We start from the raw sequence: 22414 nt of genomic DNA, 5'->3' as shown, positions 1-22414 counted from the left end.
CACTCCCTGGGTGGGGATCGTGCAGCCGAGACTGGCACGCCCAGGAAAAAGAAGCAAGGGTGCTTGTTTTCTAGGTCGGCAGCTTCGGCGGGGTCCAGTCGGCCCACTTGGCAGTGGCCTTCCGCCACGCCTTCGGCGGGATGAACCGGGCCGCGAGGGTCAGCCCGAAGTGTGCGACCGCGGTCGTGTTGGAGTTCCGCTTGACCGAGTCGCGGGCTTCCGCCGCCATCGGCTGCACCCGCGCGCGCCGTTCCCGGTCGTACCGCGGCAGATCGTCGTCGGCCAGCGCCGCGGCGAGCACCACGGCATCCTCGATCGCCAGGCACGCACCTTGGCCGAGGTCCGGCGGCATCGCGTGCGCTGCGTCGCCGAGCAGCACGACGCGATCCTTCACGTACGTCGGCAGCGGATCGATGTCGATGATGTCGTTGTGCAGCACCTGGTCCGGTGGCGTCGCCGCGACCAGCGCCGGGATCGGGTCGTGCCAGTCCCCGACCCGATTCAGCACCTCGCGGCGATCGTCGGCGTACAACTGGTTGGGCTGATCGGCGTTGACGGTGACGAACCAGTAGACGCGCTCCCTCGGCAGCGGGAGTACGCCGACCTGCACACCACGACCGAGCGTGAGTGACTCCTGGACCGGCCACACCGACTCCGGTGGCGTCACGCCCCGCCAGACCGCCCTGCGCTGGAAGACCGCGTCGCCGGACCACAACGTCCGCCGCGTGATGCTGTTGACGCCATCGGCGGCTACGACCAGGTCGGCGGTCAGTTCCTCGCCCGAGCAGGTCACCGTGCCGTCGGACGACACCGCGGTCACCTCGGCATCCGTGTGCAACACCGAGTCAGGCAGGTGCTCTCGCAGTACGTCGTGCAGCTCCGCGCGATGGATCGCGAGAACGCCGACGTCCTCCGGGTGATTGCGCCGTACCCAACGGCCCTTCGGAGTCAGGATGTTGCCGCGCGAGACTGTCTTGACGGTGCGGTCGGTGACATCCAGATCGAGTGCTTCGAGCGCCCGAACCGCATTCGGCCAGAGCGTCAGGCCGGCGCCCACCTCGGCGATGATCGGCGCCCGCTCCAGCACGCTGACCGACCACCCGATCCGCCGCAGCGCCACCGCCGCAGCCAACCCGCCGATCCCCGCCCCGACAACAAGCGCACTCCGCTCACCGATGCCCATGCGCCGGACGTTACTTGCTAGGGGTGTCTGATGGTCCCCCGCCTACTGCGCGGGACCATCAGACACACCCTGCCCGGTCCCCGCACGCACCGGGGCAAGGCACTCTGGTCCACTCGAATGTGGTTCAGAGGCCCTTGGCGTTGGCTCGGGGAGTGGGGGTGGTGCGGAGTTCGGTGGTGAAGGCGTAGCGGTCGCCGCGGTAGAGAGCGGAGGTGTACTCGAAGACTCGGTCGCGGCGGTCGAAGCTGACGCCGTGGAGAGCCAAGCACGGCTGGGTGGTGGGGATGCCGAGCCAGGAGGCGGTCTTGGCGTCGGGCATGACGGGCTCGAGGCGCGAGGTGCCGCTGACCAGGTCGATGCCGTAGCGGTTGGTGAGCAGGTCGTAGAGCGAGCCGTTCAGGTCCTCGGCCTGGAGGCCGGGGACGTACGCCGCGGGCATCGTGGTGCGCTCGACGACCATCGGAAGATCGTCGGCGAGACGGAGGCGGGTGAACGCGATGATCGGGTCGCCGACCGGGATCCGCAGCCTGCGCGCGGCGGCCCGCTCGGCCTTCTGGTGGCGGAACTCCAGCATCTTGCTGCCCGGTCGCATGCCGCGCCGGCGGATGTCCTCGGAGAACCCGATCATCCCGAGCCAGCGGGCGACCTTCGGGCGGGTGGTGTAGGTCCCACTGCCGTGGCGGCGGACCAGGAGCTCCTCGATCACGAGCTCGTCGACGGCACGGCGCAGCGTCATCCGGGCGACGTTCCAGCGCACAGCCAGTTCGCGCTCCGGCGGGAGTGCGGCACCCTCCGGCAGCGTGTCGATCAGGCTGAGCAGCAACGCCCGGATCTCAGCAGCCTTTCCGGGCAGCGAACTGTGCATTGGTCTTGCGTAACACTCCGCGGACCCCACCGTGAACCCTTTCCACCGCCGTCGAAGCCAGATCAACTGATATGGAGTGAGTTTCTGTCAAGGGGCAGGGTGAGGCGCCCGTCGCGGATGTGTTCCGTGGCGGGCGCCTCGGGGCTTCGTCAGGGGTGTTGGTGGTGAGCGTGTCGTTGGCGACGCGCGGTCAGACTGATATGCGCGGGTTGGTTACCGCAGGATGGGGTGTTCGGCAGGAGCGGGTCCGCGTGTCTAGGGTCGAGCGTGGCCGGGTATCAGCTGCTCATAGTTGAATCGCGGGTCGCTCCACGCGCTGCTTGCACCACGCTGGTCGACGAAGCCGGATCGGGTGGGTTGCTAATCCTCGAGCACGGCCAGGGACCAGCACCAGCCGGCGAGTTCGCGGGCGATCGCGACGTTGGCGATCACGTGGCGTTTGTGGTGGTTGGTGAAGCGGGTCCAGCGTTGGTGAAGCCGCTGGTTGCCGGCATCGCCGCGGGCCCGGGCGGCGGGTGTGGCCAGTTCCCATCGGTCGCGCATGGTCTTGCTGGGCCGGTAGCGGGCGCGGTGGTGCCAGGCAGCCTCGATGAGGAGTCTGCGGACGTGGGTGTTGCCGGTCTTGGTGATCGAGCCCTGGACCCGCGACGCTCCGGAGGAGTACTCGCTGGGCACCAGGCCGACGAACGCGCCGATGGTGTTGCCGGTGAACCGGTGCCAGTCGCCGATCTCGACGGCCAGCGCGAACCCGGTCAGGGTGGACACGCCACGCAGACATCCCAGTCGCCGCACGATCGGGGTGAACTCGCTGTCGGTAGCGATCTTCTCGATCGCGGCGTCGAGCCGGTCGCGGCGGGCCTGCACACTCAGCACGGCGTCATAGCCGGACTCGAACGTCAGCTGCAGCGGCCCGGAGTTGAACGACTGCCGGCCGATCTGCCGCAGCCACGCATCGTGCGCGCCGGTCCAGGCCTGCCCGCCCGAATAGACGATGCCTTGGCGCAGCAACAGTTTCGACAGCCGGTGCCGGGCCCGCATCAGGTCACCACGGCAGTCTTCTCTGGCCCGGACCAGGTCCCGCGCGGTCTCCTGCTCGACCGTGGGCACCGCCACCGCGGTGACCTCGTCCAGGCGCAGCAACCGGGCCAGGTGAATCGCGTCCTTGGCGTCGGTCTTGACCCGATCTCCTGACGGGCGCTGCAACTTGCTCGGCGCCGCGACCACACACCGAATCCCCGCCACGTTCAATGCACGCGACAACCCGAACCCCGTCGGACCCGCCTCATACGTCACCGCAACCGGCCCCGGCAGACCCTGCAACCACGACCGGATCTCACCATGCGACGGACTCAGCCTGGCCTGCACCAGCTCACCGGTCACACCATCGATCGCCGCGGCCGCGACCGACCTGGCGTGCACATCCAGCCCAACACTCGTACGCTCGGAAAACACCGGGGCCTCCCACACATGTCGGATAGGCCGAGCAGGCGGCCCCTGCTCGGTAACCCACGAATCTGTGTGAGTGAGGCCCCGGCCCGCAACCCCGTCACGACGACGGCGTCACGTCATACCGTCTAGACCAATTACCACCTTCTTCGGGTGGATGTCGTGTTCGGCGGCGCGCCGATCGTCATATACATGTGAGCAGACGACCGAGATCGAGAAGCGGAGTGCGCCGTGCCGGATGAGGACAAGAAACGAGTAGCGCACCAGGCCCTGGTGGATCGCGTGCTGACCGGAGAGGGAACGGCATCCGCCGAGGATCGGGCCCGTGCCTTCGGCAATGCCGACGTACCTCCGCCTTTGCAGGCGCTGATCGGCAAGGTCGCGATGACGCCGTCGCAGGTGACCGACGCGGACTTCGCTGCGGCCAAGGCAGCCGGCTTCAGCGAGGACCAGTTGTTCGAGCTGGTGGTGTGTGCTGCGGTCGGTCAGTCAACCCGGCAGTACGAAGCGGGGCTGGCGGCGCTGGCCGAAGGGGAGGTCGGCTGATGCGCCCCGAGATCCTGAACAGCGGTTACAAGCCCGGAACCAAGCTGCTCTTCGCGATGATCCGGCTGTTCTCGCGGCAGCCGGTGCCAGACGCCGCCAAGCTGGTCTTCTACCGGCCCGATTTCTACGGCAATCGCGCCAAGGTGTTCACCCACGAGGCGATGCGCGGCCCGTCCGAGTGGTCGGTCGGCGACCGGGAGCTGATGGCGGCGTACGTGTCGAAGGTGAACGAGACCGCGTTCTGCATCGGCGCGCACACCGCGACCGCGAGCCAGGCCTATCAGGACCGGCCACGGGTTGCTGCGGTCCTCGACGACCTGGAAACGGCTCCTGTCGAGAACGGGCTTCGGGCAACGCTGCGGATGCTCGGCCAGCTGACCCGAGAAGGAAAGGTGGGCGCCGAGGACATGCGGGAGGTGCTGTCCGCAGGTGTCTCACCCCAGCAGATCAAGGACGCACTGGCGGTCTGCGCCGCCTTCAACATCACCGACCGCCTCGCCGACGCGTTCGCTTTCGAGATCCTCACCCCGGAGGGCTTCGAGGCGGGAGCCAAGTACCTGCTGAAGCGCGGCTACCAGTAGGGCAAGGTGGTTGACGGATCACGGTGATTACGGTGAGTGGGGGTGTGATCACTAGGGTGGTCGGGTTATGGATCTCAGGACCCCGATCAGTACCGTCGTGCCATCGCTCGATGGTCCCGTGCTCCAGGTGCTGGCCCGCAGTGACGAGGGGCTGTCCGGACGGCAGATCCACAAGCTGGCCGGCACGGGCAGCGTCGCCGGTGTGCGGCTGGTGCTGCAGCGGTTGGCGGCGACAGGACTCGTGCATGTGGATGACCTCGGCAACTCGTTGCTCTATCGACTCAATCGCAGACACCTGGTCGCCCCGGCGGTCGAGTTCCTCGCGGATCTTCGCAGTACGTTGGTCAGCCGGCTCGCGGACGAGATCAGCGCCTGGCGGATACCGCCGGTGCACGCCAGCCTGTACGGCGCGATCGCCCGAGGTGACGGCGACCTGGACAGTGACGTCGACCTGCTGCTGATCCGCCCGGACCACCTCGACGCCGGTGATGTGCTGTGGGAGGAACAGGCCGGTCGACTGATGCAGACCGTCGTCGACCTGACCGGCAACCCGGCCCACGTCTTCGAGCTGAGCCGGACCGAGCTGTCCGATCACCTCACCACCGAGGAGCCGATCCTCAACGATTGGATGCGTCCCAGCATCCAACTGACCGGCCGCCCGCTCGCATCCCTGCTCGAAGAAGGCACCACGCAACTAGCGCTCCGCTAGCGACCGATCAAGGGCGCCATCAGACGAGCGATCCGGCTGTCCCGACCGGTCACGCGTTCCTCCGTGTCGGCGAACGTCATCGCGCGCAGCCCGGCGTTGATTCCGAGCCAACGCAGCGGCTCCGGCTCCCAGCGCCGCGACCGATGCCCCACCCATGGCAGCCGCACCAGCGCGGTGTCGCGCCCGAGGATCAGATCCGTCAATGTCCGCCCAGCGAGATTCGTCGTACTGACGCCATCCCCGACGTACCCACCCGCCCACGCCAGCCGGGATCCACGATCGAACCCGACCGACGCGCACCAGTCCCGGGGTATGCCGAGCGGCCCACCCCAAGCATGCGTGAATTCAACATCGTCCAGCCCGTCGAACAGATCGCGCAACGTCGCCTGCAACACCTTGAACACACGCGGCACCTCGTCGTACGACGCCTTGACCCGCGACCGAAAGTGGTACGGCGCCCCGCGCCCGCCGAAGGCGAGTCGCCCGTCGGCCGTGCGCTGCCCGTAGATGATCAGATGCCGGTGATCGCTGAACGTCGGCCGGTCCGCCAGCCCGATCCGCTCCCAGATCGCCTCGTCGAGCGGCTCCGTCGCAACCATCAGCGAGTACACCGGCGCCACCGCCCGCGACTGCCCATCGAGCGCCGGCGTGAACCCCTCGGTCGCCCGGACCACTACCTCGGCGCGGACGACGCCGTACGGCGTGATCGCGCGGCCGGACTCGATCGCGGTCACCGGAGTGTTCTCGTGGATCGTCACGCCGAGGCCCTCGACCACAGTGGCCAGTCCACGCACCAGCTTGCCCGGATGGATCGCGGCACAGTGTGGCGTGAACGTTGCCCCGAGCACCTTTGTGGCCCGCACCTGCGCCGCGACCTCGTCCGGCTCGAGGAACCGCAGGTCACCAGGACCCCAGTCGTGCGCCTCGGCCACCTCGGCGCGGGCCCGGGCGAGCTGCGCCTTGGTCCGGGCGAACACGATCGTGCCGCCCTTGTGGTAGTCGCAGTTGATGCCCTCGGCAGCGGTCACCAACCCGATCTCGTTGACCGTCGCCTGCATCGCCCGGTGCAACTCGATCGCCGACTCACGGCTCGACCCGGGCAGCGCCGCCAGCCGCCGCGACGAGACCGGGAACAACGCGGAACACCAACCCCCGTTGCGACCAGAGGCTCCGAACCCGGCTGTCCGAGCCTCGAGTACGACGATGCGCAGCGAAGGATCGGCCTTCGCGAGGTAGTACGCGGTCCACAGGCCGGTGTATCCGGCGCCGACGATCGCCACGTCGGCGTGCCGGTCACCCGCGAGCCCCGGGCGTGCGGTCGCGGGCTCGGTCGTCTCGGCCCAGAGGATCAGCGCACACCCCACGAATACGTCTGTTTGACCAGCTTCAGGTAGACGAACGTCTCGGTCGCCTTCACGCCGTCGATCTGCCGGACCCGCTCCGACAGCACTTGCAGCAGGTGCTCGTCGCTCTCGCACAGCACCTCGGCCAGCAGGTCGAACGAGCCGGCCGTGATCACGACGTACTCGACCTCGTCCATCTTCGCGAGTTCGTCGGCGATCGGCTCCAGCGAACCCTCGGCCTTGATTCCGATCATCGCCTGCCGCTCGAAGCCCAGTTCGAGCGGATCGGTGACCGCGACGACCTGCATCACGCCGGCCTCGGTCAGTCGCTGCACCCGCTGCCGCACCGCGGCCTCGGACAGTCCGACCGCCTTGCCGATCGCGGCGTACGAACGGCGGCCGTCCTTCTGGAGTTGCTCGATGATCGCCTTCGAGGTGTCGTCCAGCAGCGCCTGGTTCTTGTCGGAGTTCCCCGTTCGCACAGCCACCCGGAGATCCTTTCAGGGTTACCTGGTGTAAGCAAGTCAATGCAGCGGAATTCGTTGCAAATCGGGCTATTAACTACGGAATCCCTTGTCTCGATCCATTCTGTTTGACAGTATCGCCCGCGACAGACGCATCCGGGGAGGCGTGCGATGAGTCTTCGGCAACAATCCGTCGTGGGGCGCCGGGCGGTTCTTCGCGGGATGTCACTGTCCGCCCTCGGTCTGGCCGGGGGTTCCGCGCTGGCGGGGTGCGGCATTCCCCCCGCGAAACAGAGCGCCGGCTCGTGTGTCAGCACCGATCTGTCCGGTGAGCAGAAGGAACTCATCTTCTCGAACTGGCCGAGCTATATCGACGAGGACGAGGAAAACAGCAAAGCGCCGCCGCCCACGCTCGCCGCCTTCGAGCAGCAGACCGGGATCAAGGTCACCTACACCGCCGACGTCAACGACAACGCCGAGTTCTACGCCAAGGTGCGCGACCAGCTCGGCACCTGCCAGCCCTGCGGCCGCGACCTCTTCGCGCTGACCGACTGGATGGCGGCCCGGATGATCGGCCTGGGCTGGATCCAGAAGCTCGACCACGCGAAGATCCCGAACGTCGACGCCAACCTGCTCGAGCAGCTCAGGGCGCCGAGCTGGGACCCGAACCGCGACCACAGCGTGCCCTGGCAGACCGGTCTGACCGGGATCGCCTACAACGCCAAGGTCACCAGCGAGGTCGGGAGCTTCGAGGATCTTCTCAGTCGCGAGGATCTCAAGGGCCGCATCACCTTGTTGTCCGAGATGCCCGACACGATGTCGTTCATGCTGCGCCTGGTGGGTGCGAACCCGTCCAACTTCACCGACGCGGAGTGGAGCAAGGCGCTGGAGCGGCTCGAGGACAGCGTCGCCTCCGGTCAGGTCCGCCGGTTCACCGGCAACGACTACGTGCAGGACCTGAACGCCGGCAACATCGCCGCCTGCGAGGCGTGGTCGGGTGACGTGATCGCCATGCAGGCAGACAACGCCGACATCAAGTTCGTCGTGCCGGAAGAGGGCCTGGCGCTGTGGTCGGACAACCTGATGGTGCCGAACAAGGCCTCCCACAAGGCGAACGCCGAAGCGCTGATGAACTACTACTACGAGCCGGAGGTGGCCGCCACGCTCGCGGCCTGGGTGAACTACATCTGTCCGGTCGAGGGCGCACAGAAGGCGATGGAGGCGGTCGACCCCGAGCTGGTCGAGGACCCGCTGATCTTCCCCGACCAGGCGATGCTGTCCAAGACGTTCGCCTTCATGCCGCTGGACACGAACCAGGCGAAGCTCTACGAAACCGACTTCAACCTTGCGATCGGGGGCTGACCATGACGAGCGACCTAGTCCTCACCGGGATCAGCAAGCAGTTCGGTGCGCAGTACGCGGTGCAGCAACTGGATCTGACTGTGCCGTCCGGCTCCTTCTTCGCGTTGCTCGGACCGTCGGGATGCGGCAAGACCACGACCCTGCGGATGATCGCCGGGCTGGAGGAACCGAGCAGCGGCAGCATCAGCCTGGGTGAGCAGGAGATCACCCGGCTGCGCCCGTACAAGCGGCCGGTGAACACGGTGTTCCAGAACTACGCGCTGTTCCCGCACCTCGACATTTTCGAGAACGTCGCGTTCGGGCTGAAGCGTCGTGGCGTCAAGGACTTCAAGCCGAAGGTGACGGAGATGCTCGACCTGGTCGAGCTCGGGACCTTCGGCAAGCGCCGGCCGTCTCAGCTGTCCGGTGGCCAGCAGCAACGGGTGGCCCTGGCCCGGGCGTTGATCAACCGGCCGCAGGTGCTGCTGCTCGACGAACCGCTCGGTGCGCTCGACCTGAAGCTGCGCCGGCAGATGCAGATCGAGCTGAAGCGGATCCAGACCGAGGTCGGGATCACCTTCGTGCACGTCACCCACGACCAGGAAGAGGCCATGACGATGGCCGACACCATCGCGGTGATGAACGCTGGCGTGGTCGAGCAGCTCGGGTCGCCGGCCGAGCTGTACGACCTGCCGGCCACCACCTTCGTGGCGAACTTCCTCGGCCAGTCCAACCTGATCCGGGCGTCGATCATCGGCCGGGCCGAGCAGAACCTGATCGTCGAGGTGCAGGGGCGCAAGGTGACTGTGCCGTTGCCGCGCTGCCGGGTGACCGAGGGCGACGTCTGGATGGGGATCAGACCGGAGAAGGTGTTCCTGGCCGCGGCCGGTACCGAGCAGAGCAACGGCGTGAACCAGCTCCGCGGCGCGGTCGTCACCGACGTCAGTTACGTCGGCGTGAGTACGCAGTACCTGGCCAGGCTGCCATGGGACCAGGAGCTGACGGTGTTCGAGCAGAACACCGGTGCCCGGGGCACGTTCGCGGTCGGTGACGAGGTCGACCTGCACTGGCAGCCCGAGCACACGTTCGTGCTCGACGCCGAACAGGACGCGCTGGCAGGAGTCGAGCACGTCGTCGACCCGGGTGGCGCCGGATGAGTGCGGTCGGCCAGCTGGGCGCGACCGCCACCGCAGCCAAGCCGCCGCCCCCGCCCCAGCGATCCGGCCGGCGGGTGACGGCGTACTTGCTGCTGCTCCCGGGTGGGCTGTGGCTGCTGCTGTTCTTCGCCATACCGCTGGTGTCGTTGCTCGCGGCCAGCCTGTACGACCCGAACGGGTCCATCGAGAACGGATTCTCGATGACCTGGCACTGGCAGAACTTCACGGACACGATGGCGGACTACTGGCGTCCGTTCGGTCGGTCGCTGTGGTACGCGTTGATCACCACGGCGTTGTGCCTGCTGCTCGGCTACCCCCTCGCGTACGCGATCGCGATCAAGGCCGGCCGGTGGAAGAATCTGATGCTGGCATTGGTGATCGCGCCGTTCTTCACCAGCTTCCTGATCCGGACACTGTCGTGGAAGCTGCTGCTGAGTGACAACGGCTTCGTCGTGGACGCGCTGAAGTGGCTGCACATCCTCGGCGAGGACGGGCGACTGCTCGCCACGACGTCCGCAGTCGTCACCGGGCTGACGTACAACTTCCTGCCGTTCATGGTGCTGCCGCTGTACGCCAGCCTGGAACGGATCGACCCGCGGCTGCTCGAGGCCGGCGGGGACCTGTACGCCGGGCCCTTCACCACCTTCCGGAAAGTCACGCTGCCGCTGTCGATGCCGGGCGTGATCGCGGGCACGTTGCTCACCTTCATCCCGGCGGCCGGCGACTACATCAACGCGCAGCTGCTCGGTACGCCGAAACAACGGATGATCGGCAACGACATCCAGCGGCTGTTCGCGGCCGGCGCGTACCCGACAGCGGCGGCGTTGTCGGTGACGCTGATGGCGGCCATCGTCGTACTCGTGCTGCTCTACATACGCCGCGCGGGGACAGAGGATCTGGTATGACCAGGGTCGGGCACTGGTTCGGGCGGAACGTGGTCATGCTGGTCGCGATCCTCGTCCTGCTGTACCTGTTCGCGCCGATCGCCGTCGTGATCCTGATGTCGTTCAACCAACCGGCGAGCAAGCTGTCCTACACCTTCGACGGTTTCACCTGGGACAACTGGCAGCACCCGTGCCGGCCGCTCGGTCTGTGCGACGCGGTCAGTACCAGCCTGCGCATCGGGCTGCTCGCGACCGTGATCGCGACCGCACTCGGGACGCTGATGGCGTTCGCGATGGTGCGGCACCGGTTCCGCGGCCGGACGACGGCGAACCTGTTCATCTTCCTGCCGATGGCGTCGCCGGAGATCGTGCTCGGCTCGTCCTTGCTGGCGCTGTTCGTGTCCAGCGGATTCGGCGGGCAGCTCGGCTTCTGGACGGTCCTGATCGCGCACGTGATGTTCTGCCTGTCCTTCGTGGTGGTGACCGTGAAGGCCCGGTTGGCGGGCATGGACCTCCGGCTGGAACAGGCCGCGATGGACCTGTACGCCACCGAGTGGCAGGCGTTCTGGCGGATCACGTTCCCGTTGGTGCTGCCCGGCATCGTGGCCGCCGCGCTGCTCAGCTTCTCGCTGTCGTTCGACGACTTCATCATCACGAACCTGAACGCCGGTACGACGGTGACGTTCCCGATGTTCGTCTGGGGGTCGGCGCAGCGCGACATCCCGCCGCAGATCAACGTCGTCGGTACGGCGATGTTCCTGCTCGCTCTCCTGCTCGTCGTGGGTGGCGAGCTCACCCGCCGCCGACGGCCGCGATGAAACTTGCGGCGCTGGCGGATGCAGAACCGCGAGTGTTCTGGCTCGACGACAAGGCCGCGCCGGAACATTCGCCCTCGCTCCTCGGGCCGACCAAGGCCGACCTGGCCGTGGTCGGCGGTGGTTACACCGGCCTGTGGACGGCGTTGCGGGCGAAGGAACGGTACCCCGAACTGGACGTCGTACTGCTGGAATCGGAGATCTGTGGATCCGCGGCCAGCGGACGGAACGGCGGGTTCTGCGACGCCAGCCTCACACACGGATTCGCCAACGGTCTCGCGCGCTGGCCCGAGGAAATCGGTCAGCTCGAGCAGCTCGGCGCCGACAATCTCGCTGCCATCGGTGACACGATCGGGCGCTACGGAATCGACTGCGACTGGCGACTGAGCGGCGAACTCACCGTTGCCACCGAGCCACATCACCTCGACGAACTGGCCGAGGAGGCAAGTGAGCGCGACGGTGTCACGCTGCTGGACCAGGACGCTGCCCGTGCTGAGGTCAACTCACCGACGTACCTCGGCGCACTGTCCGACCCGAGTCGCATGGCTCTGGTCGAGCCGGCCCGGCTGGCCTGGGGTCTGCGCCGTGCCTGCCTGCAGCACGGCGTACGCATCCATGAGATGTCGCAGGTGAACAGGATGCACGGCAAAACGTTGTCCACAGCAACTGGTTCGGTCCGGGCGGACCGGATCGCCCTGGCCACGAACGCGTTCCCGTCCCTGCTCCGGCGCCTCCGCCGCTACACAGTCCCCGTCTACGACCTGGTCCTGGTCACGGAGCCCTTGTCCGCCGTACAGCTCGACTCCATCGGCTGGCGCAACCGCCAAGGTGTCGGCGACGCGTCGAACCTCTTCCACTACTACCGCCTGACCCGGGACGATCGCATCCTGTGGGGTGGCTACATCCCGCTCTACTACTACGGCAGCCGGATCGATCCCCGCCACGAGCTACGCCACAGCATCCACGAGATGCTCGCGCGCCACTTCTTCACGACGTTCCCCCAGTTGGACGGCCTGCACTTCACCCACCGCTGGGGTGGCGTGATCGACACCAGCACCCGCTTCTGCGCCTTCTTCGGTACAGCGCACGCCGGCCAGGTCGGGTACGCCCTCGGCTACACCGGCCTCGGCGTGGGCGCCACCCGCTTCGGCGCCGACGTCATGCTCGACCTCCTGTACGACGAAGACACCGACCGCACCCGCCTCCGCATGGTCCGCGAACGCCCCATGCCCTTCCCACCCGAACCCATCCGCGCCGCCGCCATTCACCTGACCCGCTGGTCCATGTCCCGCGCCGACACCCACCAAGGCCACAGAAACCTCTGGCTGAGAACCCTCGACAAACTCGGCCTCGGCTTCGACTTCTAGCCGTACTCCGCCGGACAGGTTCTGGGGACCGCGGACGGGATCTGGGGCCGCGGACAGAATCTGGGGCCGCGGACAGAATCTGGGGGCCGCGGACAGGTTATTTCCTGTCCGAGGTCCCCAGAAGGTGTTCAAAGCCACTGCATAGCACGCGTGGGCTACCACAGTTGTCCGGGACTACAGCTTGGATTCGGCTTCGGTGAGGACGGATCGGATGATCTGTTCCATTTCGTCGAAGTGGGGCTGGTCGCAGATCAGGGGTGGGGAGAGTTGGATGACGGGGTCGCCTCGGTCGTCGGCTCGGCAGTAGAGGCCGGCGTCGAAGAGGGCTTTGGACAGGAATCCGCGCAGTAGGCGTTCGGATTCGTCGTCGTCGAAGGTCTCCTTGGTCGCCTTGTCCTTGACAAGTTCGATCCCGTAGAAGTACCCCGCACCGCGGACGTCGCCGACCAAGGGCAAATCGAGCAATCTTTCGAGCGTCGCCCGGAACTCCCCCTCCCGGGCCCGGACGTGCTCGTTGATGCCTTCGTGCTCGAAGATGTCCAAATTGGTCAGCGCGACCGCGGCTGATACCGGATGGCCACCGAAGGTGTAGCCATGGGCGAATGTGGTGTCCCCGTGCCTGAACGGCTCGAACAACCGGTCGGTCGCGATCATCGCGCCGAGCGGTGCGTAGCCGGAGGTGATGCCTTTCGCGCAGGTGATCATGTCGGGCTGGTAGCCGTAGCGTTCGGCGCCGAACATGTGCCCCAGCCGGCCGAACGCGCAGATCACCTCGTCACTGACGAGCAGTACGTCGTACTCGTCACAGATCTCGCGGACCCGGTCGAAGTAGCCGGGCGGTGGCGGGAAGCAACCGCCGGCGTTCTGCACGGGTTCGAGGAAGACGGCGGCGACGGTGTCGGCGCCCTCGTTCTCGATCGCGACCGCGATCTGGTCGGCGGCCCAGCGGCCGAACGCGGCCGGGTCGTCGCCGTGGATCGGGGCGCGGTAGATGTTCGTGTTCGGGACCCGGAACGTCGACGGCACCAGCGGCTCGAACGGCGCCTTGAGATCCGGGAGACCGGTGATGGACAGGGCCCCCTGGCTGGTGCCGTGGTACGCGATCGCACGGCTGATCACCTTGTGCTTACCGGGTTTGCCGGTCAGCTTGAAGTACTGCTTGGCCAGCTTCCAGGCGGTCTCGACCGCCTCGCCGCCGCCGCTGGTGAAGAAGACCCGGTTCAGGTCGCCCGGCGCGTACCCGGCGACGCGTTCGGCCAGCTCGATCGACTTGGGGTGTGCGTACGACCAGAGCGGGAAGAACGCCAGTTCGGACGCCTGTTTGGCGGCCGCCTCGGCGAGCTCGGTGCGCCCGTGTCCGAGCTGGTTGACGAACAGTCCGGCCAGACCGTCCAGGTACCGCTTGCCGCCGGCGTCGTAGATGTAGGCGCCGTCGCCGCGGACGATCACCGGGATGTCGGCCGTCTCGTAGCTGGACATCCGGGTGAAGTGCATCCAGAGGTGGTCGCGCGCCGACGTCTGCAGGGTGGTGAACTCTGCGGCGTCGAACGACATGGTCAGATCCTTCGTCTCCGGGTGCGGTGTGTAGTTGGTCATCCTGCCTGGGAAAAAGCGTTCAGGCAAGTGATTTCGTGTCCATCCAGCCGATATGGTGTCGATGTCATCGGTTCGCATAGGCTTCTGATGCGAAATCCGTACCACGGGAAGGTTGCCAAGGTGGACACCCTGTTCGTGAACGGATCGATTTTCGACGGCCACCGCCACCGACCGGGCCTGACGGTCGGTGTGCGGGCCGGCCGGATCGCGGCGGTCACCGCCGACCCCGCCGGCCTGCGTGGTCCGCGGACCGAGGTGGTCGATCTCGCCGGCGGCCTCCTGCTGCCCGGATTCGTGGACGCCCACATCCACCCGGTGCAGGGCGGCCTCGAACGCGCCCACTGCGACCTCTCACCCGCTCACGGACTCACGGCGTACCAGGAGACGATCGCGCGGTACGTCGCCTCGCACCCGGACGTCCCGTGGATCCACGGCGGCGGCTGGCATCAGCCCGACTTCGCCGGCGCCGCCCCGCTCAAAGCCGACCTCGACGCGGTCACCGGCGACCGCCCAGCCTTCCTGGTGAACGCGGACCACCACGGCGCCTGGGTCAACACGAAGGCGCTCCGGTACGCCGGGATCGACGCGACCACACCGGATCCACCGGACGGCCGGATCGAGCGCGGCCCGGACGGTACGCCGACCGGAACACTGCACGAGGGCGCCATGAGTCTCGTCGGCCGCCTGGTCCCGCCGACGACCCACGAAGAGCAGCTCGCCGCCCTCCTCGACGCGCAGGCCTACCTCCACTCGCTCGGCGTCACCGGCTGGCAGGACGCCATCCTCGGCGACTACGCGAACCTCAGCGACGCGACCCCGGCGTACGCCGAACTCGCGCGCGACGGGCGGCTGACGGCACGAGTCGTCGGCGCGCTGTGGTGGCAGCGGGACCGTGGCGTCGAGCAGCTGCAGGAGCTCGTCGAACGACGGGACGCGGTGAAGTTCCCGCGGTTCCGGGCGGACAGCGTGAAGATCATGCAGGACGGTGTGGCGGAGAACTTCACCGCCGGGATGCTCGAGCCGTACTTCGACGGCTGTGGTTGCCGGACCCCCAACGCGGGTCTCTCGTTCGTGGACCCGATCGCGTTGCGGAGCCATGTCACGCAGTTGGATGCCGCCGGATTCCAGGTCCACGTGCACGCCATCGGCGACCGCGCGGTCCGGGAGGCGCTGGATGCGTTCGAGGCGGCCTGGACGGAGAACGGCGACAGCGACCTGCGGCACCACATCGCGCATCTTCAGGTGATCCACCCTGACGACATCGGCCGGTTCGCTCGCCTCGGAGTCGCCGCGAACCTGCAGGCGTTGTGGGCGGTGTACGACCCGCAGATGGTCGAGCTGACCATCCCGTTCCTTGGTCCGGAGCGGACCTCGTGGCAGTACCCCTTCGGCGACCTCGCCCGCTCCGGTGCCCGGCTCGCGGCCGGTTCCGACTGGCCGGTGTCGAGCCCCGACCCGCTGGCCGCCGTCCACGTCGCGGTGAATCGCCGGGCGCCAGGCGATCCCGACGCTTTCCTTCCCGAGCAGGCCCTGGACCTGAGTACCGCGCTGGCGGCGTACACGTCGGGGAGTGCCTGGCTGAACCATGCCGACGGTTCCGGCCGGATCGAGGGTGGAGCGCTCGCGGATCTGGTCGTCCTCGACCGGGACCCGTTCACCGGCCCGACCGACGAGATCGGAGCCGCCCGAGTGCGGGCCACCTATGTCGAGGGCGAGTGCGTCTTCGGTGATCACTCAACGAGATAAGGGACGGTCATGGAGCAAACCCTCACCAACCTCGTGGACGGCAAGCCGGTCCCGGCCCAGAGCGGAGCGACGTACGACGTGATCGCGCCGGCCACCGGCGAGACGTACACCCGTGCGCCGCTGTCGGGTCCGGAGGACGTGGATCAGGCGATGACCGCGGCGGCGCGGGCGTTCGAGACCTGGCGCGACACCACGCCGGCCGAGCGGCAGCTGGCCCTGCTCCGGATCGCCGACGCGATGGAGCGACGCGCGGACGAGTTCATCGCGGTGGAGAGCCGCAACACCGGCAAGCCGCTGGCGATCGCCGCGACCGACGAGGTGCCTCCCTGTGTGGACCAGTTGCGGTTCTTCGCCGGTGCGGCCCGGGTGCTGGAGGGCCGCTCGGCGGGCGAGTACCTGGCCGGCCACACGTCCTGGGTACGCCGCGAACCGATCGGCGTCGTCGGTCAGGTGACGCCGTGGAACTACCCGCTGATGATGGCGATCTGGAAGATCGCGCCGGCGCTTGCCGCCGGCAACACGATCGTGCTCAAGCCGAGCGACACCACCCCGGCATCGACTGTCCTCCTCGCCGAACTGTGCAACGAGTTCCTGCCACCGGGTGTGTTCAATATCGTCTGCGGCGACCGCGACACCGGCCGTGCTCTGGTCGACCACGAGATCCCGCAGTTGGTTGCCATCACCGGTTCGGTCCGGGCCGGGATGGAGGTCGCGTCGTCGGCGGCCCGGCAGCTCAAGCGCACCCACCTCGAACTCGGTGGCAAGGCGCCGGTCGTGGTCTTCGACGACGCCGACCTGGAGCAGGCCGCGGAGGCGATCGCCGACGCCGGCTACTACAACGCCGGGCAGGACTGCACCGCCGCGACCCGGGTGCTGGCCGGTCCCCGGATCCATGACGACTTCGTCGACGCGCTCACCGTCCGCGCCAACCGCACCCGTACCGGCCGCCCCGACGACCCTGACATCGCGTACGGCGCCTTGAACAACGAGGCCCAGTTGCACCGGGTGGACGGCTTCGTCCATCGCCTGCCCGACCACGCGTCGGTGCGGACCGGCGGTGCGGTGGTCGGCGAGCGCGGGTACTTCTACGCGCCGACGGTCGTCTCCGGTCTGCGCCAGGACGACGAGGCGATCCAGCAGGAGATCTTCGGCCCGGTCATCACGGTCCAGCGGTTCACCGACGAGGACGAGGCGCTGCGGTGGGCCAACGGCGTCGAATACGGCCTGGCCTCGTCGGTGTTCACTCGCGATCACGGCCGCGCGATGCGGATGGCCCGCCGCCTCGACTTCGGCTGCGTCTGGATCAACACCCACATCCCGATCGTCGCCGAGATGCCGCACGGCGGCTTCAAGCACTCCGGCCACGGCAAGGACCTGTCCATGTACGGCCTGGAGGACTACACCCGCATCAAGCACGTCATGTCCAACCTCGAGGTCTAGGGCAGATCCGTGCAGCTCGACAGGAGGTGTCCGTTCAATTCGTCCGCCGAGCAGGTTCGACGAGCGTCACAAGCTCGTGCCACAGGTGACACCTCCTGTCCGTTTGCACGGCACCAGGTCTAGACGACCTCGAGGTAGTCCTTTCCCGGCAGCGAAGGGAACGGTGCGTGCGGCTCGGTCTGGTACCAGTACGACGTGGAGGCCACGTCGTCCTGGAGTTGCAGCAGCCGGCCGTCGCGCCGCCAGCCGAGGGCCTGGACGGTGACCCTCAGGTCCTCGGTGAAGCGGATCGTGTCGGCGATGTGCCAGCGGTAGAGCCCGAACCGCTGCTGGTTCTTCATGAACCCGTCCGGCTGGATCGCTTGTGGCATCCCGAGGTACGGCGTCGTGAACGTCGCGTACACGCCCTCCGGATGGATGAACCCCCACGCGCCGCCGAAGTAGTCCTCGGTCCCGGTCCCGCAGATGGTCGGGTACTCGTCGTCGCCGTCGAGGTAGAACTTGAACTCACCCTCACCCCACCACCCCGAGTTGTTGCAGCCCCACGCGAGGTACGTGCCGACGTACTGCCCTTGGCCGCGGACGCCGTCCAGCAGCGTGTGCACCTCGCCGTACGGGATCGGGTTGCTCCGTCGCCACTGCGCGTGCAGGTACGCCGTGTCGTCCGGGATCTCGGTCTTGACGTAGTCGACCTGGTAGAAGAGCTCCGGGACCTCTGTCTCCAAGAGGTTCTCGATCGTCAGCCTGGCGCGGCCGCGGAACGGCATCTGCCAGTAGCTGTTGAAACCGCCGGACGAGTTCACCGCGATCGGCACCGAGCTGACCTGGCAGTGCTGACCCCAGCCGTTGCAGAAGAAGTCGCCCAGCGGTACTTCGATCGACGGCGTCTCCTCGTCGTCCCAGTACGCGCGCAGCACCAGCGACCGCCACAGCTTCGAGTCGACCGTCATCCACACGTGCGTGATCGCTCCCGGTCCCTCGATGTCCGCGATCGTCGTGGTCGACTCCGGTGCGAGCGGGATGCACGGCGCCATCTTCCAGCCCGGGCCGAGCTCGCGGGCCTGCCGTGAGTACGCGCCCTCGGTCGCCCGGGCGCCGCCCGCCTTCGCGCCGTCCGGATTCTCCGCACTGATCGAGTAGGTCCGTGCCGCCGACAACCGCGCCACGTTGCCGAGATGAACGTCGAGCCCGTTGAAGTCACCCATGGCGAATGACCCTAGAGGCCGTGGCCGGTCAGCAGGCGCCCATCGGCGGACCGGGTGAGACCGGCGTGTCCCGGAAGCCCCGAGTGGTCTACTCAAGGTGCTTTACCCGGCCGGGCGGAGTCGGCGACAGTGAACCGGTGACCGCATCAGCGCCTGTCGCCGTCATCGGACCACCCGGCCCGGCGGCCACGCTCACCGGTGCCCTCGACCGGGCCGGACTCCCCTACGTCCAGTACGACGCCCAGCCCGCCGAGCTCACCGGTCATCGTGCGGTGTTCGTCCTCGCCGGCCGCTATCCGGAACCCGACCACCTCGACACCCGCGCGCTGGCGCGGTACGTCGCTTCAGGCGGATCGGCGTACGTCGAGTTCGCCCTCGACGAGACCGGGTTCCTGCCGGCCGGGGACGTGCGGGAGGCGCACATCGAGCGGATCTTCACCACGGCGGCGCTGCCAGGGCTGGAGCCGCTCAGCATCCTGGACGAGCACCTGTCCCGCGCTCAGGAAGTAGCCGCCCCGAACAACGCGGTCGAGCTGCTCAGCTACGGCACGGTCGCCGGCACGCACAAGGCCGTCTTCGGCCCACCCGAACACACCTTCCCAGCCCTGCTGGACATCCCGGTCGGCGACGGCCGATTGCTCTACGCCACGACTGCACTCAGCCACCACCTCGAAGGCCGCTACAAGCCGGTACGCCGCTGGCAGCGCCTGATGCAGGTGATCGTCGCCGAGGTCACCGGCACCGAGATCCCACCGGGCGTCGAGGTCTTCACCGAGCCGCGCGTCTGGGTTGCATCCGGCGAACCGGTCCGTCTGGTCGCGCGGTCCGCGACCAAGCCGTCGTCCCCGGATCTCGACCTGACCGAGACCGCGACCGGGAGGTTCGAGTCCGAGCCGCAGTACCTCGACGACGGCGAACACACCTTCACCGTCGGCGACCAGCAGACGACCGTCAGGGTCGGGCCGCGGGCGGAGCGTTATCGCCGGATGGTCGACAAAGGCATTGCGTGGTTCGACCGGGCCGGCATGTTCTACGACCGGCCGGACGGGTCCAAGGGCGTCGCGGAAGGCTTCTCCAACGAGGTCGACGTCGACGGCAGACTCCCGTTCCGTCCGGTGCCGCGCGGCGACTGCTTCACCCAGACAGCGCACGCCTTCCGGATGTACGCCGACCTGGCGGACTTCCCGCGCGGTCACACGATCGCCGACAACCTGATGCGTCTCGTGGTCGAGGAGGAACAGCTCACGGACCGCAACCAGCTGTACGGCGCCTGGGAACCGCGTGGAGCTCGCACCGACCTGACCGCGACGAACAACCTGTTTGCCGACGACAACGGCTGGATCTCCCTCTTCGCGCTGATCTCCGGTGCGACCGAGGCCGGGCTGCGCGGCGTCGAGTCGCTGATGCGGACCGCGAGCGAGGAGCTCGGCCTGCAGGTCGACCCGTGGCGAACCCCGTCGACGATCCTGGTGAAGGGCTGGGAGGAGATCGCCCGGACCCCGATCGAGGACGGCCTCGACCTGACCTCGCACTGGCAGAGCTCGGCCCAGTGCGCCTACCTGTACGCGTACGGCCTGACCGGTGAGCAGCGGTACCTCGACATCGCCACCCGCGGACTGGACCACATGGCGAGCCATCATCCGCGCGCCCGCCTGGAGACCAGCCGGACCTGTGAGGCCGGCCGCTTCCTCCTGCCGCTGGTCGGCGCCTACCGCTACACCCGCAAGCCCCTCTACCTGGACACGCTCCGCTCGCTGGCGGAGTACCTGAAGAGCCGGCAGGGCCCGGACGGCGGGTTCGCCGAGTGGGACGGGAAGTGTCCGCCGAGCAACGAGGCGTACGGCGTCGACGAGGCGTCCATCTTCCAGGCGAACGGCGACCCGATCACCGACCAGCTGTACGGCACACCGTTCGCGGCCTGGGCGCTGCCGCTCGCCTACCAGGTCACCGGGGAGAAGGTGTTCGAGGAGCTGGCGCACGGCGTACTCGACTATCTGAGCCGGATCCAGATCGACGACCCGGACGACGAGCAACTCGACGGGACCTGGCAGCGGGCGTTCGACTTCGAAGCGTGGGAGTACTTCGGTTCGAACGCGGACCTCGGCTGGGGACCGTACTGCGTCGAGACCGGCTGGTCCGTGGCGCCCGCGCTGATCGGCGCGATGCTCTACCTGAACGGCGACCCCTTCTTCCCGCCCGAACCCAGCACCGAGCACAGCGCCACCGTCGGGGAGGTCCAGGCAGAGTTCGACGCGATCCTCACCGGACGCCCGGCACCGGTCAGTTTCGCGCGGCGTGACGACGGCCGGATCGTCCGTACCCAGGACGGCGCTCGGGCAGTGCTCGGCGATCTGGTCGCAGCCGGTGAACCGGTCTGGGCGCGGAACGAGCCGGCCCGATCGACCGAGATCTATGTCCGCGGCGCGGACGGCCACCTGCACCACACCTACCTGGACGACCGCGTCGGTCAGGGCCGGTGGCAACAAGTTGGCGAGCTGGAACTGGCCGACGACCCGGTGGTCGCCTTCAACCCCGGCGCCGACGCGGTCGAGGTGTACGTGCTCGGTGCGGACCGCCGGATCCACCACTGCTCGATGATCGACGTGCGTGGCGGCCACACCCCGTGGGAACCTGTCGGCACCTTGCACTTCACCGGTTCGCCGGCCGTGCTGTACGACGAGACGCTCGGAACTGTCCGCCTGGTCGCCAACGACATCGCCGGACAGGACCGCCGGACCCGCAAGGTGAACCGTTGGCACCTGCCGTGGCAGGACTACTCATACTGGATCACCGCATGACTCACCTCGCGATTGACGGCGGTCAGTCCGCTCTCCGACTCTGCGCCCTCCCGTCCCGGCGTACCGGCACCGGCCCTGGGTACACCCACGGCCCGGACGCGCTCCGACGCATGCTGACCGCCATCGGAGCGGCCGCCGCCGAGGCAGGTGTGAGCGGACCGGTCGAGGTGGTCGCTCTCGGGTTGACGGGCTACCCGCCTGCTCCGGGAGCCGCGGAAGAGTTCGCGGCGGACGTCGGCGAACTGCTGGACGCCGACGAGGTGCGGCTGACCCAGGACATGGTGACCGCACACGCCGGCGCACTGCCCGACGGGTACGGCGTGGTGGTTGCCGCAGGCACCGGACTTGTCAGTCTCGCGGTTGATCACGACGGCAGTTGGCACAAGCTCGACGGACACGGGTACCTGTTCGGCGACGCGGGCAGTGCCTTCGCGATCGGCCGTGCCGGTCTGGTCGCCGTCCAGCGCGCCCGCGACGGCCGCGGCCCGGTGACGAAGCTCGCGGACACCCCGCTCGATCCGGTCACGCTCTATCGATCCGCGACGCTGGTCGACGACGTTGCCCGCTTCGCTCCCGACGTACTGCGCTGTGCCGCCGAAGGCGACCCGGTTGCCGCGGACCTCGTCGTACAGGCGGCCGGGGACATCGGCGAGACGATCAACGCGGCCGTTGCGCAGTTGGCCGGAGAGGGATCGGTGCCGGTCGCGTGTGTCGGCGGGCTGTTCCGCGGTGCCGGCGATCAGTTGCTGGAGCCGGTCCGCGCGGCGCTGTCGGCCCGTGCACGGCTGACCCCCGCCGTCGGCAACTCGCTCGACGGCGCCGAGCGGCTCGCGACCGGATCGCTGCAGCCGTATGCCGACCTCACCGTGATCCACCGCAAGACACAACAGAAAGGGCGCCCTCGCTTCGCTCGGGGGTGATAACAGAC

Annotated in this window: 19 protein-coding genes; 12 read left to right on the top strand and 7 right to left on the bottom strand. The window is 68.0% G+C overall.

Annotated elements, in window-relative coordinates; genetic code table 11:
• Positions 1–70: 70 nt before the first annotated feature.
• The 3 genes from OG817_RS37210 to OG817_RS37200 all read right to left on the bottom strand — a co-directional run bounded on the left by OG817_RS37210 (position 71) and on the right by OG817_RS37200 (position 3500).
• A complete protein-coding gene (locus tag OG817_RS37210) occupies positions 71–1183 on the bottom strand; it encodes an FAD-dependent monooxygenase (protein WP_406049629.1) in 1113 nt (370 codons plus the stop codon).
• A 124-nt stretch (positions 1184–1307) separates the two neighbouring features.
• Positions 1308–2048, bottom strand: coding sequence for a GntR family transcriptional regulator (locus OG817_RS37205; protein WP_131511608.1), 741 nt, complete (start codon positions 2046–2048; stop codon positions 1308–1310).
• Between the two features lie 360 nt (positions 2049–2408).
• Positions 2409–3500 (bottom strand): IS110 family transposase, encoded by a 1092-nt coding sequence (locus tag OG817_RS37200; RefSeq protein ID WP_406049628.1) that lies wholly within the window; start codon positions 3498–3500, stop codon positions 2409–2411.
• Between the two features lie 225 nt (positions 3501–3725).
• On the opposite strand from OG817_RS37200, the gene OG817_RS37195 reads away from it, so the two are divergent.
• The 3 genes from OG817_RS37195 (at position 3726) to OG817_RS37185 (ending at position 5330) form a co-directional block, all read left to right on the top strand.
• The gene (locus OG817_RS37195) at positions 3726–4040 is read left to right on the top strand and encodes a hypothetical protein (protein WP_406049626.1); all 315 of its coding nucleotides are present in this window, start codon (positions 3726–3728) and stop codon (positions 4038–4040) included.
• Positions 4040–4621: a carboxymuconolactone decarboxylase family protein gene (locus OG817_RS37190; RefSeq protein WP_406049625.1), complete on the top strand. Its 582-nt coding sequence runs from the start codon at positions 4040–4042 to the stop codon at positions 4619–4621. Before OG817_RS37195 ends, OG817_RS37190 begins: the two co-directional genes overlap by 1 nt.
• A 67-nt stretch (positions 4622–4688) precedes the next feature.
• The gene (locus tag OG817_RS37185) at positions 4689–5330 is read left to right on the top strand and encodes a hypothetical protein (protein WP_406049623.1); all 642 of its coding nucleotides are present in this window, start codon (positions 4689–4691) and stop codon (positions 5328–5330) included.
• On the opposite strand, the gene OG817_RS37180 is transcribed toward OG817_RS37185, so the two are convergent.
• Both OG817_RS37180 and OG817_RS37175 read right to left on the bottom strand, forming a co-directional pair.
• Positions 5327–6694, bottom strand: a complete 1368-nt coding sequence (locus tag OG817_RS37180) for an NAD(P)/FAD-dependent oxidoreductase (protein ID WP_406049621.1) — start codon at positions 6692–6694, stop codon at positions 5327–5329. The genes OG817_RS37185 and OG817_RS37180 overlap by 4 nt on opposite strands.
• Positions 6679–7119 (bottom strand): Lrp/AsnC family transcriptional regulator, encoded by a 441-nt coding sequence (locus OG817_RS37175; RefSeq protein WP_406057598.1) that lies wholly within the window; start codon positions 7117–7119, stop codon positions 6679–6681. Before OG817_RS37175 ends, OG817_RS37180 begins: the two co-directional genes overlap by 16 nt.
• Before the next feature lie 189 nt (positions 7120–7308).
• Between OG817_RS37175 and OG817_RS37170 the strand changes: the two genes are divergently transcribed.
• The 5 genes from OG817_RS37170 to OG817_RS37150 are packed head-to-tail and all read left to right on the top strand — an operon-like array spanning position 7309 to position 12701.
• Complete coding sequence (locus OG817_RS37170) at positions 7309–8499, top strand: spermidine/putrescine ABC transporter substrate-binding protein (protein ID WP_406049620.1); 1191 nt, start codon at positions 7309–7311, stop codon at positions 8497–8499.
• Positions 8500–8501: 2 nt separating this feature from the next.
• Positions 8502–9635, top strand: a complete 1134-nt coding sequence (locus tag OG817_RS37165; RefSeq protein ID WP_396394374.1) for an ABC transporter ATP-binding protein — start codon at positions 8502–8504, stop codon at positions 9633–9635.
• Positions 9632–10540 carry an ABC transporter permease gene (locus OG817_RS37160; RefSeq protein ID WP_406049618.1) on the top strand — a complete coding sequence of 303 codons (909 nt, stop codon included), beginning with the start codon at positions 9632–9634 and terminating at the stop codon, positions 10538–10540. The genes OG817_RS37165 and OG817_RS37160 overlap by 4 nt, the downstream gene beginning before the upstream one ends.
• A complete protein-coding gene (locus OG817_RS37155) occupies positions 10537–11337 on the top strand; it encodes an ABC transporter permease (protein ID WP_406049616.1) in 801 nt (266 codons plus the stop codon). Before OG817_RS37160 ends, OG817_RS37155 begins: the two co-directional genes overlap by 4 nt.
• On the top strand, positions 11334–12701 hold the full coding sequence (locus tag OG817_RS37150) for an NAD(P)/FAD-dependent oxidoreductase (RefSeq protein ID WP_406049614.1): 1368 nt from the start codon (positions 11334–11336) through the stop codon (positions 12699–12701). Before OG817_RS37155 ends, OG817_RS37150 begins: the two co-directional genes overlap by 4 nt.
• A gap of 174 nt (positions 12702–12875) precedes the next feature.
• Here the strand turns inward: OG817_RS37150 and OG817_RS37145 are convergent, their stop codons facing one another.
• Positions 12876–14255 (bottom strand): aspartate aminotransferase family protein, encoded by a 1380-nt coding sequence (locus OG817_RS37145; protein WP_406057596.1) that lies wholly within the window; start codon positions 14253–14255, stop codon positions 12876–12878.
• Positions 14256–14384: 129 nt separating this feature from the next.
• On the opposite strand from OG817_RS37145, the gene OG817_RS37140 reads away from it, so the two are divergent.
• Together OG817_RS37140 and OG817_RS37135 are read left to right on the top strand one after the other, a co-directional pair.
• A complete protein-coding gene (locus tag OG817_RS37140) occupies positions 14385–16043 on the top strand; it encodes an amidohydrolase (RefSeq protein ID WP_406049612.1) in 1659 nt (552 codons plus the stop codon).
• Positions 16044–16052: 9 nt separating this feature from the next.
• Positions 16053–17483: a gamma-aminobutyraldehyde dehydrogenase gene (locus OG817_RS37135; RefSeq protein WP_406049610.1), complete on the top strand. Its 1431-nt coding sequence runs from the start codon at positions 16053–16055 to the stop codon at positions 17481–17483.
• 119 nt (positions 17484–17602) lie between these two features.
• On the opposite strand, the gene OG817_RS37130 is transcribed toward OG817_RS37135, so the two are convergent.
• The gene (locus OG817_RS37130; RefSeq protein WP_406049608.1) at positions 17603–18688 is read right to left on the bottom strand and encodes a glycoside hydrolase family 172 protein; all 1086 of its coding nucleotides are present in this window, start codon (positions 18686–18688) and stop codon (positions 17603–17605) included.
• 137 nt (positions 18689–18825) lie between these two features.
• On the opposite strand from OG817_RS37130, the gene OG817_RS37125 reads away from it, so the two are divergent.
• Positions 18826–21486, top strand: a complete 2661-nt coding sequence (locus OG817_RS37125; RefSeq protein WP_406049606.1) for a hypothetical protein — start codon at positions 18826–18828, stop codon at positions 21484–21486.
• Positions 21483–22406 (top strand): N-acetylglucosamine kinase, encoded by a 924-nt coding sequence (locus OG817_RS37120; protein WP_406049604.1) that lies wholly within the window; start codon positions 21483–21485, stop codon positions 22404–22406. The genes OG817_RS37125 and OG817_RS37120 overlap by 4 nt, the downstream gene beginning before the upstream one ends.
• The last annotated feature ends 8 nt before the right edge of the window (positions 22407–22414 follow it).

Source organism: Kribbella sp. NBC_00889, from assembly GCF_045207705.1.
In the GTDB taxonomy this organism is placed as follows: domain Bacteria; phylum Actinomycetota; class Actinomycetes; order Propionibacteriales; family Kribbellaceae; genus Kribbella.
This window is presented reverse-complemented; position numbering and strand designations above follow the sequence as displayed.